Source organism: Streptomyces sp. So13.3, from assembly GCF_005860785.2.
In the GTDB taxonomy this organism is placed as follows: domain Bacteria; phylum Actinomycetota; class Actinomycetes; order Streptomycetales; family Streptomycetaceae; genus Actinacidiphila; species Actinacidiphila fildesensis.
Map to the genome: position 1 here is coordinate 4,319,674 of NZ_CP048835.1, position 16,308 is coordinate 4,335,981.

Sequence of the window (16,308 nt, forward strand, 5' to 3'; positions counted from 1 at the left end):
GCCGTGCCCCGGCCGCGCGGACCAGCGGCCGGGCCACCGCTCAGCCGCCGAGCTTGCGCCCGCAGACCGGCCACGGGCTGGAGCCGCGCTGGATGTAGAGCCGTTTGGCGCGGAAGGTCTGTTCGCCCGCGGGGGCGTCCTGGGGGCGGCCGCTGCCGCCGAGGCTGTGCCAGGTCCGGGTGTCGAACTGGTAGAGGCCGCCGTAGGTGCCGGACGGGTCGACCGCGTGCGGGCGGCCGCCGGCCTCGCAGTGCGCGAGGCCCTGCCAGTTCAGGCCGTCGGCCCCGGCGACCGAGGTCGGCAGCGGTTTGGTGCCGATCCGGACGACCTGGGTGACGGGCTCCCTGACGATCTCGGAGCGGATGATCCTGGGCCGCTGCTTCACCCCGTTGATCGTCCGGAAGGCGTACGTGACGCGGCGGACACCCGCCTTGCCCGGAGTGTCGACGGCCTCGGTGCCGTGGAACAGCTTGGCGTCCTTGTGCTTCTCCGTGCGGAACCGCACCGGCTCCTCGCGCACCTCCTCGGTGCCGGAGATGCGCAGCACCGAGATGGTCTGGCCCTCGCGGGGGAAGCTCTCGGGGTCGACGGAGGTCGTGTCCTGGTTCTGCAGGGTGATCCCGGACTGGGCGACGACCTCGCGGACGGTGGCGGCGTTGGTGCGTACCGTCCGCTCACGGCCGTCGGCGAGCAGCGTGACGGTCCGCTCGGTGCGTACGTCCAGGTCGAGGCCGTGCCGTCCGATGGACGAGCCGCGCGACGCGGACAGATGCGCGCCCTCGGCGCGGACGCCGAGCTCCCGCAGGGCCTCGTCGACGGTGTCCGCCGTGGTCCACAGCAGGCGGCGGTGGCCGTCGAGGGTGAGCGTGACGGGACGGCCGAAACGGACTTCGACCTGGTCGCCGTCGTGCAGCTCGGCCTGCGGGCCGGGCGCGACGAGGTCGTGCTCGCCCACGGTCACGCCTTGCTGCGCCAGCACCTCCCCGACATCGTCGGCGAAGGTGTGGAGGGTGCGCGGTTCGCCGTCGACGGTGAGCTGCACGTCCTTGTCACCGGCGAGGAACGCGACGGTCCCGCCCGCCAGGAACGCGACGACGAGCGCCTGCGGCAGCAGCTTGCGCAGGGAGTCGGGCCGGAAGTCGGGGCGGGAATCGCGCCGGGAACCTCCCGCGGGAGAGGCCGCGGACGCCGGTTCCGGCCGTCTGCCGTTCCTGGCGGCGCGGCGCGCGGCGGTCCTGGCGCCGACCGGCGCTGCCGCGGGCGCCGGTTCCTGCTCCGGGATCAGCGGAAGGCAGCCGGTCGCCGCCGCCTCGTCGGCCCACGACGAGTTCGGTACGGCGTCCCAGTCGGACTGGTGCGGCAGCCGGGTGCCCGCGGCCTCCGGTACGACCCCCGGCACGGGGGTCGCCGCACCGCGTGCTGCTCGGTGGGTGCCCTGCGCATTGCTCACGACGACTCCACAGGTCCGACGGTCCCCGATCCGGACCGGGACCCTAGCCCACGTTTCGTCACTCTCCAAAACCATCCGGGCACGCTGTGTCGTGATCACGCGTTTCGGGACGGGTGTCGGCCGGAGGGCCGACGGGGGGGCGACGGGGAGGCCTGCGGGGCCGACGGGGATGGCGGCGGCCGTCAGTAGCCGAAGGCCCGCGCCGTGTTCGCCCCGATGGCGGACGCCAGCTCGTCCTCGGGGAGCTGCCTGGCCGCGGCCATCGCCCGCAGAGTGACCGGAATGAGGTACGGCGCGTTAGGCCGACCGCGGTACGGCACCGGAGTGAGGAAGGGCGCGTCCGTCTCGACCAGCAGGAGGTCGCGCGGGGCCACGGCGACGGCGTCCCGCAGGTCCTGGGCGGACTTGTAGGTGACGTTGCCGGCGAAGGACATGTAGTAGCCCTTGTCGGCGCAGATCCGGGCCATGGCGGCGTCGCCCGAGTAGCAGTGGAAGACGACGGTGTCGGGCGCGCCCTCCTCGTCGAGGATGCGCAGCACGTCGGCGTGCGCCTCGCGGTCGTGGATGACGAGCGCCTTGCCGACGCCCTTCGCGATGTCGATGTGCCGGCGGAAGGAGTACTGCTGGGCCTCGACGCCTTCGGGGCCGGTGCGGAAGTAGTCGAGGCCGGTCTCGCCGACGCCGCGGACCTGGGGAAGCGCGGCGAGCGCGGCGATCCGGTCGAGGGCGTCCCGCAGGGCCTTGTCGCCGCCGGGGGTGCGGGCGCCCTGGCGGGACCAGCCGTCCGGATCGCCGTGGACGATCCGGGGCGCTTCGTTGGGGTGCAGGGCGACGGTGGCCCACACGTTCGGGTGCTGGGCGGCGGTGTCGGCCGCCCATTGCGAGCCCTTCAGGTCGCAGCCGACCTGGATGAGGGTGGTGACCCCGACGGAGGCGGCCTTGGCCAGCGATTCCTCGACCGTTCCTTCCTGCATGTCGAGGTGGGTGTGCGAGTCGGCGACCGGGACCCGCAGCGGCTCGGGCACCGGCGGGGCCGCGGACTTCTCGTTCTTCGGGGACATGCCCCGATCCTATGGAGACCCGGGGAGCGGGCGGGACGGGAGGCCGGGCGGACAGGGGGTCGGCGCTTACGGCCCGGGGTCAGGCCGGCCGGGGATTCAGACGGGCCCGGCGTCAGACCGCCGTCAGGCCGTGTCGGCTTCTCCGTGCTTGCGGTGCAGCCGGTGCAGGAGGGACCAGTGGTGCGTGCGGTGCACGGCACGCTCGCCCGTGGGGGTGTTCCACAGCGACATCACATCGGAGACCTGACCCGACCGCATGATCCGCACCTTGTGCCCTCCGCAGTTCAGGCAGGTCGGGCGGGTGAGCGGGGACGGCACCTTCTCGCCGGCGGTCGTGTAGGTGACGAAGGGCTGACCCTTCGCGTCGACATGGTGCTCGATGTCGTACGACTGCTCCCAGCCGTGGCCGCAATTGAGGCACGCGAAGGCGTACGCCTCGGAGACGGTGGTGTCGGATCCGACGATCTCGCTCATGGCAGCTCCTGTTGCCCTCCGGACGAGGCGTCCGGAGCGGGTCTTCCCACTACCAGCGAACGCCTTTCCGGCCGATACCGCAGCAGGGGTATACGACTCTTGGGGCAGTTTTGGGCCGTAAGTGGGTAGTGCGCTACTTTGCTTTGCCCTCGTCCGAGTTTAGGCACGTGACGTACGTCACGACACTTAATAATGCTGTGCATTAGCATGTTCCCATGGCGAGAACATCCGGACCCGAGACCCGCCGCAAACTGCTCCGCGCGGCCGGGGAACTCTTCGCCCTCAAGGGCGTCGACGGCGCGCTGACCCGCGACATCACCCGTCTCGCGGGCCAGTCCAACCCCTCCGCCGTGCAGTACCACTTCGGATCGCGGCAGGGCCTGCTCGACGCCGTCATGGCCGGCCGCCAGGACCGGACGGAAGCGGCGCTCGCACCACGGCTCGCCGAGTTGCTCGCGGACGCGGCCCCGGGGCCGGACCCGCGGGAGGCCCCCGGGCCGGACCTGCGTGCGCTGGTCGCCGCGCTCGTCGACGCCGAGGCGACCGAGCTCGCCACCGACGGCGGACGGCACTGCCTGCTGATCTCCGCACAGCTCAGCCACGAGAGCGGGGTACGCACCCGCACCCCGCATCCGACGCTGGCCGGCACCGGCTACTGGCGGCTCATCTGCCTCATCGAGGACCGCCTCGACGGGCTGCCGGAACCCGTACGCCTGGAACGCCTCGACCTCGCGCTCACCCTGATCGGCGCGGCCCTGGGCGACCGGGCCCGCCAGTACCTCGACGGCACGCGGACCCTCACCGACGAGCCGCTGTTCCTCGCCGACCTCGTCGGCATGACCACCGCCATGCTGCGCGCGCCCGCGCCCGAGACCGTCCCCGAGACCGCGCCCGCGCCCGTCCCCGAGACCGCGTCCGCACCCCGGACCGACCCCGAGACCGACGCCACTCCTCCAACGACGACCCCGACTCCACAGGGAGCTTGAAAATGAACGACCTGACCGGCAAGACCGTCATCATCACCGGCGCGGCCCGCGGCCTGGGGGCCGAGACCGCCCGTCAGGCGGTCGCGGCAGGCGCCAACGTCGTCCTGACCGACGTCCTGGAGGAGGACGGCAGGGCCACCGCCGCCGCGCTCGGCGACCGGGCCCGCTTCCTGCACCACGACGTCACGTCGGAGGAGGGCTGGGCGGCGGTCGCGGACTTCGCGGTCACCGAGTTCGGCGGCGTCGACGGCCTCGTCAACAACGCCGGGATAGCCGAGGGGAAGTTCATCGAGGACGCCTCCGTCGAATACTTCCGCAACGTCCTCGACATCAACCTCACCGGCGTCTTCATCGGTATGAAGACCGTGATCCCCGCCATGAAGGAGCGCGGCGCGGGCTCGATCGTCAACATCTCGTCCGCCGCCGGGCTCATGGGCATCGCCCTCACCGCGGGTTACGGCGCGTCCAAGTGGGGCGTGCGCGGCCTCACCAAGATCGGCGCGGTGGAGCTGGGCACCTCCCGCATCCGCGTCAACTCCGTCCACCCCGGTATGACGTACACGGCCATGACGGCGTCCGTCGGCATCCAGCGGGGCGAGGGCAACTTCCCGAACACCCCGATGGGCCGGGTCGGCGAGGCAGACGAGATCGCGGGCGCCGTGATCTTCCTGCTCTCGGACTCCGCCTCGTACGTGACGGGCGCCGAGCTCGCCGTGGACGGCGGCTGGACGGCCGGTCCGACGGTCAAGTACGTCATGGGTCAGTAGGACGGGGAGGCGCGCGGGGGTCCGGTTCTCAGGCCCCCGCAGGCGCTCCAGGCCCCTTCTCCGCCGCCTTGGCCGCGTTCTTCGCCGCCACCACCGCGTCGAAGACATCGCGCTTCGGCAGGCCGAGCTCCGCCGCCACGGCCACGATCGCCTCCTTGCGGCGCTCCCCGGCCTCCTCGCGCACCATCACCCGCCGCACCAGTTCGGCCGGGCCGAGGTCCGACGGCCCCCGCTCCGGGGCGCCCTCCACGACGACGGTGATCTCGCCGCGCACGCCCTCCGCCGCCCAGGCGGCCAGTTCCTTCAGCGGGCCGCGCTTGATCTCCTCGTACGTCTTCGTCAGCTCACGGCACACCGCCGCGCGCCGGTCGGGACCGAACGCCTCCGCCATCGCCGCCAGTGTGTCGTCGATCCGGTGCGGCGCCTCGAAATACACCAGGGTGCGACGGTCGTCGGCCACCTCGCGCAACCGCGCCAGCCGCTCCCCCGCCTTGCGCGGCAGGAAGCCCTCGAAGCAGAACCGGTCGACGGGCAGCCCGGAGAGCGCCAGCGCCGTCAGCACCGCCGACGGGCCCGGCACCGCCGTGACCCTGATGCCCTTCTCCACGGCCGCCGCCACCAGCCGGTAGCCGGGGTCGGAGACCGACGGCATGCCCGCGTCGGTGACGAGCAGGACGCGGGCGCCGTTCTCCAGCGCCTCGACCAGCTCGGGGGTGCGGGCGCTCTCGTTGCCCTCGAAGTACGAGACGACCCGGCCGGTCGTGTGCACGCCGAGGCCCTGCGTCAGCCGGCGCAGCCGCCGGGTGTCCTCCGCGGCGATCACTTCCGCCGCGAGCAGTTCGGCGGCGAGGCGCGGTGGCGCGTCCTGGATGTCGCCGATGGGGGTCCCCGCCAGAACCAGTACGCCTACGCCTGCCGCTGAGCTAGTCACGGGTCCAGCTTCCCACCCGCCCGCCCTTTGCCCTCAATCGGCGGGCGGCCTGGGGGTGGGGGTGGAGTGGCCTCGAACGCCGGCCGGGCTGAAAAAACGGGGTGGGACGCAGGCAGCCCTGACCGTGGCCGCCAAACGCCGGCCGGGCCGAACGGTCGCCTCGAACTCCCCCAGCCACCCTTGGGAGGTGCCCCCAGGGGCTGAACCGCTGACAGGAAACGCACAGGAAAGGGGAAAAGGGCGGCTTCCTGTCATCGGAGGGTGGGTTCGAGGGTGGAATCCGCATGCCCGGGACCCGAACCGGCATGCGACATCCCTACGATGGCCCGGTGACCAGTGACACCGCGACTCAGGCCGAGCGGGACGAGGGCCTCCTCCACCCGGAGCCGCAGCCCAGCGCATGGCAGCGACGGCTGCGCCGCTTCGGCTATACGGACCGGCCGCACGTGGACGTCCGCGACCGCCTCGTGGTGCCGTTCCCGGAGCCCGGGACCCGGCTCTGGGGTTCGCTGGGCCTGGGCCAGGCGGCGGCGTCGAGGGTGGCGCGGCTGACCGGATGGGGCGGTCCGCTGCTCGTGGCGCTGATGGCGGGCCTCATCCGCTTCTGGCACCTGGGCACCCCGCACGCGGTGATATTCGACGAGACGTACTACGCGAAGGACGCGTGGTCGCTGCTCAAGTTCGGCTACGAGGGCACCTGGACCGACGGCAAGATCTCCAATGCGCAGATCCTGGCCGATCCCCAGATCATCCCGCTGTCGCGCGATCCGGGCTATGTGGTGCACCCGCCGGTCGGCAAGTGGGTCATCGCGGTCGGTGAGCAGCTGTTCGGCCTGAACCCGTTCGGCTGGCGGTTCATGGTCGCGCTGCTCGGCACCCTGTCGGTGCTGATGGTGTGCCGGATCGGCCGCCGGCTGTTCCGTTCCACCGCGCTGGGCTGCCTGGCCGGCCTCCTGCTGTCGGTGGACGGTCTGCACTACGTGATGAGCCGTACGGCCCTGCTCGACCTGGTCATCATGTTCTTCGCGCTGGCCGCGTTCGGCTGTCTGGTCGTGGACCGCGACTGGTCGCGGGCCCGGCTGGCGGCGGCGCTGCCGGTCGGCGAGGACGGTGTGGCGCGCCCGGACCGCCGGGTCGGGGACCGCGGCAGCATGGGCTGGCGGCCGTGGCGGCTCGCGGCCGGGCTGTTCCTGGGCCTGGCGTGCGCGAGCAAGTGGAACGGTCTGTACTTCCTGGCGGCGTTCGGGCTGATGACCATCCTGTGGGACGCCGGCTCGCGCCGGGTCGCCGGCGCCAGGCGCCCGTACGTGGCGGTGCTGCGCAAGGACACCGGCTGGGCGTTCCTGTCCGTCGTGGTCGTCGCCATCGGCACGTACCTGGTCTCCTGGACCGGCTGGTTCGTGACCAAGGGCGGCTACGGCCGGGACTGGGCGGCACACCGCAAGGGCCTGTCCCCCGACCACATCAAACTGCCGCTGATCGGCCGGATCGACCTGCACCAGTTCGACATGACGTGGATGCCGGACGCGCTGCGCAGCCTGTGGCACTACGAGTTCCAGGTCTACCAGTTCAACATCGGCCTCTCCACGCCGCACATGTACCAGTCGAACCCGTGGAGCTGGATGGTCCTGGGCCGGCCCGTCTCCTACTTCTACGAGTCGCCGAAGAACGGCGAGGCCGGCTGCACCGCGGCCAAGGGCTGCGCCCGCGAGATCCTCGCCATCGGCACCCCCCTGCTGTGGTGGTCGGCCTGCTTCGCGCTGCTGTACCTGCTCTACCGCTGGGGCTTCCGCCGCGACTGGCGGGCGGGCGCGATCCTGTGCGCCGCGTTCGCCGGCTGGCTGCCCTGGATGATGTACCAGGACCGCACGATCTTCCTCTTCTACGCGGTCGCCTTCGTCCCCTACCTCTGCCTCGCCGTCGCGATGATGATCGGCGCGATCCTCGGCCCCCCGGGCTCCGACGAACGCCGCCGGATGTGGGGCGCGGTCGGCGCGGGCACACTCGTCCTGCTGATTGTCTGGAACTTTATTTACTTCTTCCCCATCTACACGGGGATGCCGATCTCGATGGACGCCTGGCGTGCCCGGATGTGGTTCGACTCCTGGATCTGACGCCGGAGGCCCCCTCGGGGCGGGTTGATCGGAGTGGCTGGTCCTGGGCGCTCGGTCCGCACCTGATATCGACGCGTGCCCGGAATGAGACCCCCTGCGTCACTGCGGTCACGTAAAGTGCGGTGAAGAGCGCTTTCTTTGAACGCGTTCAGTTCGCGAGGGGGGACGGGAAATGCAGCGGGGTGCCAAGCTCGGCATACTCGGTGGAGTGGTCGCCGGGATGCTCGGGGTCGCCGGGTACGGGGTCTACAACGTGCTGGACGCGCTCAACAGCGACAGCACGTCGTCGACGGGCAACGCCGGTTCGGCGAAGAGCACGCAGCCGCCGGACGCCAAGGAGATCACCGGGACCGCGGCCGACTTCCTGGCTGCCTGGGCCTCCGGGGACACCGCGAAGGCCGCGGGCCTCACGGACTCCGTGCGGACCGCCACCACCGCGCTGAGCGGGTACAAGGACAAGGCGCACGTCTCGGCCGTCAAGCTCACCCCGGGTACTCCCGTCGGCGCCAAGGTGCCGTTCAACGTGGCCGCCACCCTGTCGTTCCAGGGCAAGACCTCGCCGTGGGCGTACGACTCCGCCCTCACCGTCATCCGTGGCACGAGCGGCAAGCCCGTCGTGCAGTGGAAGGCCGCCGTCGTGCACCCGAAGCTCGCGGAGGGCGCGAGCCTGGAGACCGGTACCGCCAAGCAGCCGACGCTGGACTTCACCGACCGGCACGACAAGGTCCTCGATCCGGCCAAGTACCCGTCCCTGGGACGGTCCTTCACCCAGCTGCGGACCACCTACGCGTCCAAGGCGACCGGCGGCACCCCCGGTGTCGAGACCTGGATCGACGGCGCGGACGGCGCCGTGACCGAGACGCTGCACGTCATCACCAAGGGCACCGGCAGCAAGTTCCCGACCACGCTGGACGCGGACATCCAGGCGGCCGCCGAGAAGGCCGTCCTGAAGCGGTCGGGGTCGGCCGTGACCGCGCTGGACGTGAACACCGGCGGGATCCTCGCCGTCGCCAACAACCCGGCGACCGGCACCAACCTGGCCTTCGGCCCGAATGCCGCACCCGGATCGACCTTCAAGGTCGTGACGGCGACGGCGCTGCTGAAGGCCGGGCTCACACCCAGCTCCAAGGTGCCGTGCAAGGCGCACGACAACATCGACAATGGCAAGATGTACAAGAACGTGGAGAAGGAGGGCAATGAGCAGGCCGACTTCGCCTGGGACTTCGCCAACTCCTGCAACACCGCCTTCATCTCGCAGGCCCACCGGGTCCCCGGCACCACCCTCCAGAGCACCGCGCACGACGTCTTCGGTCTCAACCAGAACTGGGAGATCGGCGTCAAGTCCGTCAACAGCAGCGTCCCCGGCGGCACGGGCGACGAGCTGACGTCGGAGATGATCGGCCAGGGCAAGATCACCGCGAGCCCGCTGGACATGGCGTCCGTCGCGGCCACCGCCAAGAACGGCAGCTTCCACCAGCCGCGGATCGTGGCCGCCGACCTCATCGCCGGCCGGCCCTCGATCAGCACCACTCCGCTCTCCCCGGGCGTCAAGCGCTCGCTGCAGCGGATGATGCAGCAGACCGCGCAGAGCGGCACCGCCGCCACCGCGATGAGCGGCGTCGGCGGCAACGTGGGCGCGAAGACCGGTTCCGCCGAGGACGGGGAGGGGCAGCCCAACGGCTGGTTCCTCGCCTATCGCGACGATGTCGCCGCGAGCGCCATCGTGCAGAACGGCGGCCACGGCGGCGACTCCGCCGGACCCATCGTCGCGGCCGTCCTCAAGGCCTCGTAAGCCACGTGCGACCGGCGGCCCCCACTAGGGCGGGTTGCGAAAGTCCCGCCTGGCCCACGACGCCTGACACGCGCCCTAGCGCAGCGCCGCCAGGCACTCCCGTACCGCCCGCAGCAGGGCCTGGGCGCGGGGGTCGGACGTGACGTTCTTCTGCATGCCGTTGGTGATGTAGCCGAAGCCGATACCGGCGTCCGGGTCCGCGAAGGCCAGCGGGCCGCCGCGGCCGGGGTGGCCGAACGAGGCGGGGCCGAGGAACGGGGAGGTCGGGCCGTGCAGCATGTAGCCGAGGCCGAACCGGGTGTTGACGACGAGCACCTGGTCCGGCCCGTCGGACTCGACGGTGCGGGCGCCGGTGACGGTGGCCGGGGCGAAGAGCATCCTGCTCTCGGCGTCGCTCTCCCGGTACCCGTCCACGTTGCCTATCAGGGCCGCGTAGAAGCGGGCCAGTGAGCGGGCGGTGGCGATGCCGTTGGAGGCCGCCAGTTCGCCGGCCCGGTAGGCCGGGTCGTTCTCGTCCGGGAGCGGGGTGATCGCGGCGAAGGCCCGGCGGGTGAGCGAGTCCGGGTTCGCGTAGGCGTCGTGGACCGACTGCTTGGGGCGGGCGCGCAGCCCGCTCGCGGCGGGCGCGGGCGGCGGCGGGACGTCGGCGATCCGCCCGACGCGGTGGGTCTCGCCGGGCGGCAGGCCCACCCACAGGTCCAGGCCGAGCGGCCGGGTGATCTCCTCGGCGATGTACCGGCCGAGGCTGCGCCCGGACGCCCGCTGGACGATCTCGCCGAGCAGCCAGCTGTAGGTCTGGGCGTGGTAGCCGTGGGTGGTGCCCGGCGCGAAGAGCGGGGCCTGCGCGGCGACGGCGCGGGGGCCGGACACCCCGTCGAGGGCCTGTTCCGGGGTGAGGGGCACATCGAGTGCGGGAACGCCTGCCCGGTGCGCGAGGACGTCCCGTACGGTCACCCGGTCCTTGCCCGCGGCCTTGAAGGCCGGCCAGTACGTACCGACGGGCGCGTCCAGGTCGAGTTGGCCGCGCTGGTGGAGGAGGAGCAGGCAGGCCGCCGCCGGGCCCTTGGTGGCGGACCGGACGATCTGCGCGGTGTCCTCCTGCCAGGGCTCGTCACCGTCGGGGCCTGCCGTGCCCGCCCACAGGTCGACGACCTTGCGGCCGTCGCGGTACAGGGCGAAGGCCGCGCCGCGGTCACCGCGCAGCTCGAAGTTGCGTGCGAACGCCTCGCGGACCGGCTCGAAGCCGTCCGTCACCGTCCCATGGACGTCCACCACCGTTGTCGCTCCCGCTCCGCGCCCGACATGAATCCGCACCCCCATGGTGCACGGCGCACCCCCACATCCCAACCCCGGCCTTCCCCGATACCTTCCGGGACCTTCCAGGACCTTCCGGGAACTTGTTGGGAGCGGGCATGAGCCGCGCCCCGCTCGCGGAATCCGAGCGGGGCGCGGCCGGGACCGAACGCAGGACCCGATGGCGGGGACCGGGAGCAGGCCCGGTCCTGGAGCGGTTACAGCGCCGGGTAGGCGTTCTTCATGAGCTCCTGGAACTGGGCGGAGAACCACTTGCCCGCCAGCGGCGAGTCCGGCAGCGCACCGCTCATGCTGTTGCCGTTGCGACCGTTGCCGGTGTAGGTCGGGTCACACATCCGGTCGAATCCCTTGCCCTCGTCGTTCGGGATCGCCGAGCTGGCACCGTCGGACTCACCCGGCGGCTTCACCCACACATAGGCGTCGATCCCGGCTGCGGGAGCCGCGGTCGGCCGTGCGCCGATACCGGCACCGGACTGGTTGCACCAGTTGCCGAGGTGGATACGGCGGTCGAGTCGGCCGCCGTTGACGTATGTGTCCACGGAGGTCGTCGCACCCGGTCCGGTGGGCCGGGCCGCGCCGCCCCAGCCGTTGCGGGAGGTGTCGATCAGCATGCCGAGACCGGAGTTGAAGCCGGTCGTCACCAGGAGGCTGCGCAGCGCCTGGGCGTAGCTCTGCTCGTCGACGTACTGGTTCCAGTCCACCCACTTCGACTGGCGCACGGAGGTGCCGTTCACGCTGTCGGTGATCTTGAAGAACGGCTCGGTCGTCGCGCCGTAGTTGGCGGTGTTGACGATGAAGCCCGCCACGTCGTTGACGGTGGCGCCGCCCGTTGTCGCGGCCTTCAGGAACTCCTGGGCGGCCGGGCCCAGGTTGGTGTCCCAGCCCAGCCAGCCGTGGTGCCCGGCGTCGATGTAGTTGTAGACGTTCGAGTACGCGCCGAGCCTGTGCAGCGCGTAGCCGACGCCGGCCTCGTAGTTGCCGTTGGCCTTCATCGTCGCGCACGCCTCGGTCGAGCCGGCGGTGCCACCCGCGTTGGTGACCAGGTTGGGCAGCGAGTCCGGCTCGACGATCGTGACGATGCGCAGCGCGGCGTAGGCCGGGTCGGCGATGATCGCGGCGATCGGGTCGATGTACTCGGCCTTGTAGCGGGCGAGCTCGGTCGCGCCGAGTTCACCGTTGGAGGCGAGCGCCGCGCAGTCACGGCCCGGCAGGTCGTAGATGACCAGCTCGATGGTGAGCGGCTGTCCCGCGGCCTGGGTGACCGCCTTGTTCAGGTGGGCGCGCAGGCCCATGCCGCCGTTCACGCCGTTGATCGCGGCGATCCGGTCGAGCCATACGGCGGTCGACGTGTTGGCGATACGGCTGCCGCCGGCCTCGGCCGCGGCCTTCGCGGACCACTCGGGGTTGACGTAGCCCTTGGCGCCGGCGTACGGGTTGTCGACCCGGGTGCCGGGCGGCGGGGTCGTCGGAGGCGTGGTCGGAGGCGTGGTGGGCGGAGTGGTCGGTGGCGTCGTGGGGGGCGTGGTCGGCGTGCCGCCGTTGCAGGCGACGCCGTTGAGCGTGAAGGCGGTGGGGCTCGCGTTCGTGCCGCTGTAGGAGCCGTTGAAGCCGAAGTTCGTGGAGCCGCCGGTCGCCAGGGTCCCGTTGTAGGAGAGGTTCTTGGCGGTGACGGCGGCGGCGCTCTGCGCGATGTCCGCGTTCCAGCCCTGGGTGACCTTCTGGTTGCCGGCGAACGACCAGCCCAGCGTCCAAGAAGTGACCGCGGGACCGGTGTTGGTGAGGGTCACCTGGGTGGTGAAGCCGGTGTCCCACTGGTTCTGCACCGTATACGCGACCGTGCATCCGGCCGCCGCGTCCGTGGCGGCCGAGGCGTTGGTGGCGGTGAACGCGGCCGCGGTCCCGCCCGCGGTGGCGATGAGGAGACCTGCGGCCAGCACGGCCGTACGGCGGTGTCGTGGCGGTGGTAGCTGGCGTGGCTGTTGCGCTGCGGCTCTCATGTGCGGACTACCTCCGGAGTGGGGGTGAGCTTTCAAGTCGTCGAGGGAGGTGGTGCGTTGATGCCTGTTGCGGTTACACGCTCTTAACGTGGGAGCGCTCCCATAGTTGAGCGTTGACCAAGTCCTGTCAACGCTTCGAACAGAACCGCCGTCAGCCGGAACCCCGGCCCGCCGCTACGCGGTCGCCGCTGCCGCCGCCCGGCCCGCCGTGCGCCCGGAGAAGATGCAGCCGCCGAGGAACGTCCCCTCCAGCGAGCGGTAGCCGTGCATGCCCCCGCCGCCGAACCCGGCCGCCTCGCCCGCCGCGTACAGCCCGCCGAACGGTTCCCCGCCCGCCCGCAGCACCCGTCCGTCGAGGTCGGTCTCCAGTCCGCCGAGCGACTTGCGCGTCAGGATGTTCAGCCGGACGGCGATCAGCGGGCCCGCCTTCGGGTCCAGGATCCGGTGCGGCGACGCCGTGCGGATCAGCTTGTCGCCGAGGTAGTTGCGCGCTCCGCGCAGCGCCATGACCTGGAGGTCCTTGGTGAACGTGTTGGCGATCTCCCGGTCCCGCGCCTCGATCTCGCGGCGCAGCGCGGTCTCGTCGATCAGCGCGTCCTTGGTGATCGCGTTCATCCCGCGGACCAGCGCCGGCAGATCGTTCTCGACCACGAAGTCGGGACCGTGCTTCTTGAAGGCCTCGACGGGTCCGGTCGCGCCCGGCAGCGCGCGCTTGAGGACCTCGCGCACGCTCTTGCCCGTCAGGTCCGGGTTCTGCTCGGATCCCGAGAGCGCGAACTCCTTCTCGATGATCTTCTGGGTGAGGACGAACCACGTGTAGTCGTAGCCCGTCGTCATGATGTGCTCCAGCGTCCCCAAAGTGTCGAACCCGGGGAACAGCGGCACCGGCAGCCGCTCGCCGCGCGCGTTCAGCCACAGCGACGACGGGCCCGGCAGGATCCGGATGCCGTGCCGCGCCCAGATCGGGTCCCAGTTCTCGATGCCCTCGGTGTAGTGCCACATCCGGTCGCCGTTGATCAGGTTGGCGCCTGCGGCACCGGCCGTGCCGAGCATCAGGCCGTCCACGTGCGCCGGGACGCCGGACAGCAGCTTCTCGGGGGGCGTGCCGAGCCGGGCGGGCCAGCTCTTCCGGACGAGGTCGTGGTTGCCGCCGATGCCTCCGGAGGTGACGATGACGGCCTGCGCCGTCAGGGTGAACGCCTCGAGCACCTCGCGCGAACTGGCCTCACCGCGCTGGGCGCCGTCGGCGACCAGGATCTCGCCGGTCACACCGTCCACCGTGCCGTCGGTCGTGTTCAGCCCGGTCACCCGGTGCCGGAACCGCAGTTCGACGCGGCCCCGCGCGACCGCTTCGCGCACCTGGCGGACGAACGGCTCGATGATGCCGGGGCCGGTGCCCCAGGTGATGTGGAAGCGCGGCACCGAGTTGCCGGGGCCGGTCGCCAGGAAGCCGCCGCGTTCGGCCCAGCCCACCACCGGGAAGAACCGCACGCCGCGCTCGTGCAGCCAGGCGCGCTTCTCACCCGCGGCGAAGTCCACGTACGCCTCGGCCCACTTGCGCGGCCAGTGGTCCTCCGGGCGGTCGAAGCCCGCCGTGCCCATCCAGTCCTGGAGGGCCAGCTCCGGGCTGTCCTTGATGCGCATCCGGCGCTGCTCCGGCGAGTCGACCAGGAACAGCCCGCCGAACGACCAGAACGCCTGGCCGCCGAGCGACGCCTCGGGTTCCTGGTCCACCAGGATCACCTTGCGGCCGGCGGCGGCCAGCTCCGCTGTCGCCACCAGCCCGGAGAGCCCTGCTCCTACGACGATGACGTCCGCGTCCATTGCCATGGCGGTGCCCTCCGGGTTCGACGGTTGGGGGCACGTTACCTCGCGGTAGGGGCCGTCACCGAGCGGGGGTTGAAGCCGAAGGGGAGTTCGAGCCGGTGCGCCCGCATCAGGTCCTCGTCGCAGAGGAGTTCCTGGGTACGGCCGTCGGCGGTGATGACGCCGTCGCTGAGGACGACCGCGCGGGGGCAGAGCTCCAGGGCGTACGGAAGGTCGTGGGTGACCATCAGGACGGTGACGTCCAGCGAGCGGAGGATGTCGGCCAGCTCGCGGCGGGACGCGGGGTCGAGATTGGACGAGGGCTCGTCCAGGACCAGGATCTCCGGCCGCATCGCGAGCACCGTGGCCACGGCGACCCGGCGGCGCTGTCCGAAGGACAGGTGGTGCGGCGGGCGGGCCGCGAAGTCGGCCATCCCGACCTGGTCGAGGGCGGTCATGACGCGCGCTTCCAGCTCCGGGCCGCGCAGCCCCCCGGCGGCGGGCCCGAAGGCGACGTCCTCGCGGACGGTCGGCATGAAGAGCTGGTCGTCGGGGTCCTGGAAGACGATGCCGACCCGGCGGCGGATCTCGGCGAGGTGCTTCTTGCCGACGGGCAGCCCGCCGACGGTGACCGTGCCGGCGCCGCCGGTGAGGATCCCGTTGAGGTGTAGGACCAGGGTGGTCTTGCCCGCGCCGTTGGGCCCGAGCAGCGCCACCCGCTCACCGCGGGCGACGCTCAGGTCGACGCCGAAGAGGGCCTGGTGACCGTCGGGATAGGCGAAGGCGAGGCCGCGGACGTCCAGCGAGGGCGGCATCGGGCCCGCGGCCGGGTCACGGGTCGGTTCGGTGGTCATCTCAGCGTCCATCCTGTCAGGCAGACGGCCAGGGCCAGTACGGGGAGTACGGCGGCGTGCGACCACTGGGCGCGGGTGGCGGTGACGTCGTCGATGACGGGCATCGTGCCGGTGTAGCCGCGGCTGACCATCGCCAGGTGGACGCGTTCACCGCGTTCGTAGGAGCGGATGAACAGCGCGCCCGCGGACTTCGCGAGGACCGGCCAGTGCCGGACGCCGCGGGCCTGGAAGCCGCGCGACTCCCGGGCGATCCGCATCCGCCGCATCTCGTCGGTGATGACATCGCCGTAGCGGATCATGAAGGAAGCGATCTGGACGAGGAGCGGCGGCATCCGCAGCCGCTGGAGGCCGAGCAGCAGCTCGCGCAGCTCGGTGGTGGCGGCGAGCAGCACGGACGCGGCGACGCCGAGGGTGCCCTTGGCCAGTACGTTCCAGGCGCCCCACAGGCCGTTCTCGCTCAGCGACATCCCGAGGACGTGGACCTGCGGGCCGGTCGCGACGAACGGCAGCAGGACGGCGAAGGCCACGAACGGCACCTCGATGACGAGCCTGCGGAGCAGGAACGCGATCGGGACGCGGGCACGGAACGCGACGGCCACGAGCAGCACCGCGTACAGGCCGAAGGCCCACATCGCCTCGCGCGGGGTGGAGACCACGACGAGGACGAAGCCGAAGACGGCCGCGATCTTGCAGTGCGGGGGCATCCCGTGCACGGGCGAGTGCCCGTGCCGGTAGAGCCGGTGCGCGTGTCCCGCGCCCATC

13 protein-coding genes are annotated in these 16,308 nt (G+C 71.6%); 4 read left to right on the forward strand and 9 right to left on the reverse strand.

Going from position 1 to position 16,308, the window contains the following annotated elements; all coding sequences use genetic code 11:
• Nucleotides 1-40 precede the first annotated feature (40 nt).
• The 3 genes from C8250_RS19400 to C8250_RS19410 form a co-directional block, all read right to left on the reverse strand.
• The gene (locus tag C8250_RS19400; protein WP_244809206.1) at nt 41-1,450 is read right to left on the reverse strand and encodes a resuscitation-promoting factor; all 1,410 of its coding nucleotides are present in this window, start codon (nt 1,448-1,450) and stop codon (nt 41-43) included.
• A gap of 182 nt (nt 1,451-1,632) precedes the next feature.
• Nucleotides 1,633-2,511 (reverse strand): TatD family hydrolase, encoded by an 879-nt coding sequence (locus tag C8250_RS19405; RefSeq protein ID WP_138354707.1) that lies wholly within the window; start codon nt 2,509-2,511, stop codon nt 1,633-1,635.
• Between the two features lie 123 nt (nt 2,512-2,634).
• Nucleotides 2,635-2,985: a hypothetical protein gene (locus C8250_RS19410; RefSeq protein WP_138354708.1), complete on the reverse strand. Its 351-nt coding sequence runs from the start codon at nt 2,983-2,985 to the stop codon at nt 2,635-2,637.
• A gap of 215 nt (nt 2,986-3,200) precedes the next feature.
• Here C8250_RS19410 and C8250_RS19415 point away from each other — a divergent pair, with 215 nt between their 5' ends.
• Nucleotides 3,201-3,971, forward strand: coding sequence for a TetR/AcrR family transcriptional regulator (locus C8250_RS19415; protein ID WP_138354709.1), 771 nt, complete (start codon nt 3,201-3,203; stop codon nt 3,969-3,971).
• Between the two features lie 2 nt (nt 3,972-3,973).
• Nucleotides 3,974-4,738 carry a glucose 1-dehydrogenase gene (locus C8250_RS19420; protein WP_138354710.1) on the forward strand — a complete coding sequence of 255 codons (765 nt, stop codon included), beginning with the start codon at nt 3,974-3,976 and terminating at the stop codon, nt 4,736-4,738.
• Nucleotides 4,739-4,766: 28 nt separating this feature from the next.
• Here the strand turns inward: C8250_RS19420 and rsmI are convergent, their stop codons facing one another.
• Nucleotides 4,767-5,669, reverse strand: a complete 903-nt coding sequence (gene rsmI, locus C8250_RS19425) for a 16S rRNA (cytidine(1402)-2'-O)-methyltransferase (RefSeq protein WP_138354711.1) — start codon at nt 5,667-5,669, stop codon at nt 4,767-4,769.
• A 329-nt stretch (nt 5,670-5,998) separates the two neighbouring features.
• Here rsmI and C8250_RS19430 point away from each other — a divergent pair, with 329 nt between their 5' ends.
• Nucleotides 5,999-7,783, forward strand: coding sequence for a phospholipid carrier-dependent glycosyltransferase (locus C8250_RS19430; RefSeq protein WP_244809207.1), 1,785 nt, complete (start codon nt 5,999-6,001; stop codon nt 7,781-7,783).
• Between the two features lie 172 nt (nt 7,784-7,955).
• Nucleotides 7,956-9,575, forward strand: a complete 1,620-nt coding sequence (locus tag C8250_RS19435) for a penicillin-binding transpeptidase domain-containing protein (RefSeq protein WP_138354712.1) — start codon at nt 7,956-7,958, stop codon at nt 9,573-9,575.
• A gap of 75 nt (nt 9,576-9,650) precedes the next feature.
• Here C8250_RS19435 and C8250_RS19440 read toward each other — a convergent pair whose 3' ends face one another.
• The 5 genes from C8250_RS19440 to cbiQ all read right to left on the reverse strand — a co-directional run bounded on the left by C8250_RS19440 (nt 9,651) and on the right by cbiQ (nt 16,307).
• Nucleotides 9,651-10,850, reverse strand: coding sequence for a serine hydrolase domain-containing protein (locus tag C8250_RS19440; RefSeq protein ID WP_138354713.1), 1,200 nt, complete (start codon nt 10,848-10,850; stop codon nt 9,651-9,653).
• A gap of 236 nt (nt 10,851-11,086) precedes the next feature.
• Nucleotides 11,087-12,886 carry a glycoside hydrolase family 6 protein gene (locus C8250_RS19445; protein ID WP_138354714.1) on the reverse strand — a complete coding sequence of 600 codons (1,800 nt, stop codon included), beginning with the start codon at nt 12,884-12,886 and terminating at the stop codon, nt 11,087-11,089.
• A 174-nt stretch (nt 12,887-13,060) separates the two neighbouring features.
• Nucleotides 13,061-14,716: an FAD-binding dehydrogenase gene (locus C8250_RS19450; RefSeq protein ID WP_138354715.1), complete on the reverse strand. Its 1,656-nt coding sequence runs from the start codon at nt 14,714-14,716 to the stop codon at nt 13,061-13,063.
• Between the two features lie 35 nt (nt 14,717-14,751).
• The gene (locus C8250_RS19455) at nt 14,752-15,546 is read right to left on the reverse strand and encodes an ABC transporter ATP-binding protein (protein ID WP_187144905.1); all 795 of its coding nucleotides are present in this window, start codon (nt 15,544-15,546) and stop codon (nt 14,752-14,754) included.
• The gene (gene cbiQ, locus C8250_RS19460; RefSeq protein WP_138354716.1) at nt 15,543-16,307 is read right to left on the reverse strand and encodes a cobalt ECF transporter T component CbiQ; all 765 of its coding nucleotides are present in this window, start codon (nt 16,305-16,307) and stop codon (nt 15,543-15,545) included. The genes C8250_RS19455 and cbiQ overlap by 4 nt, the downstream gene beginning before the upstream one ends.
• Between the last annotated feature and the right edge of the window lies 1 nt (nt 16,308).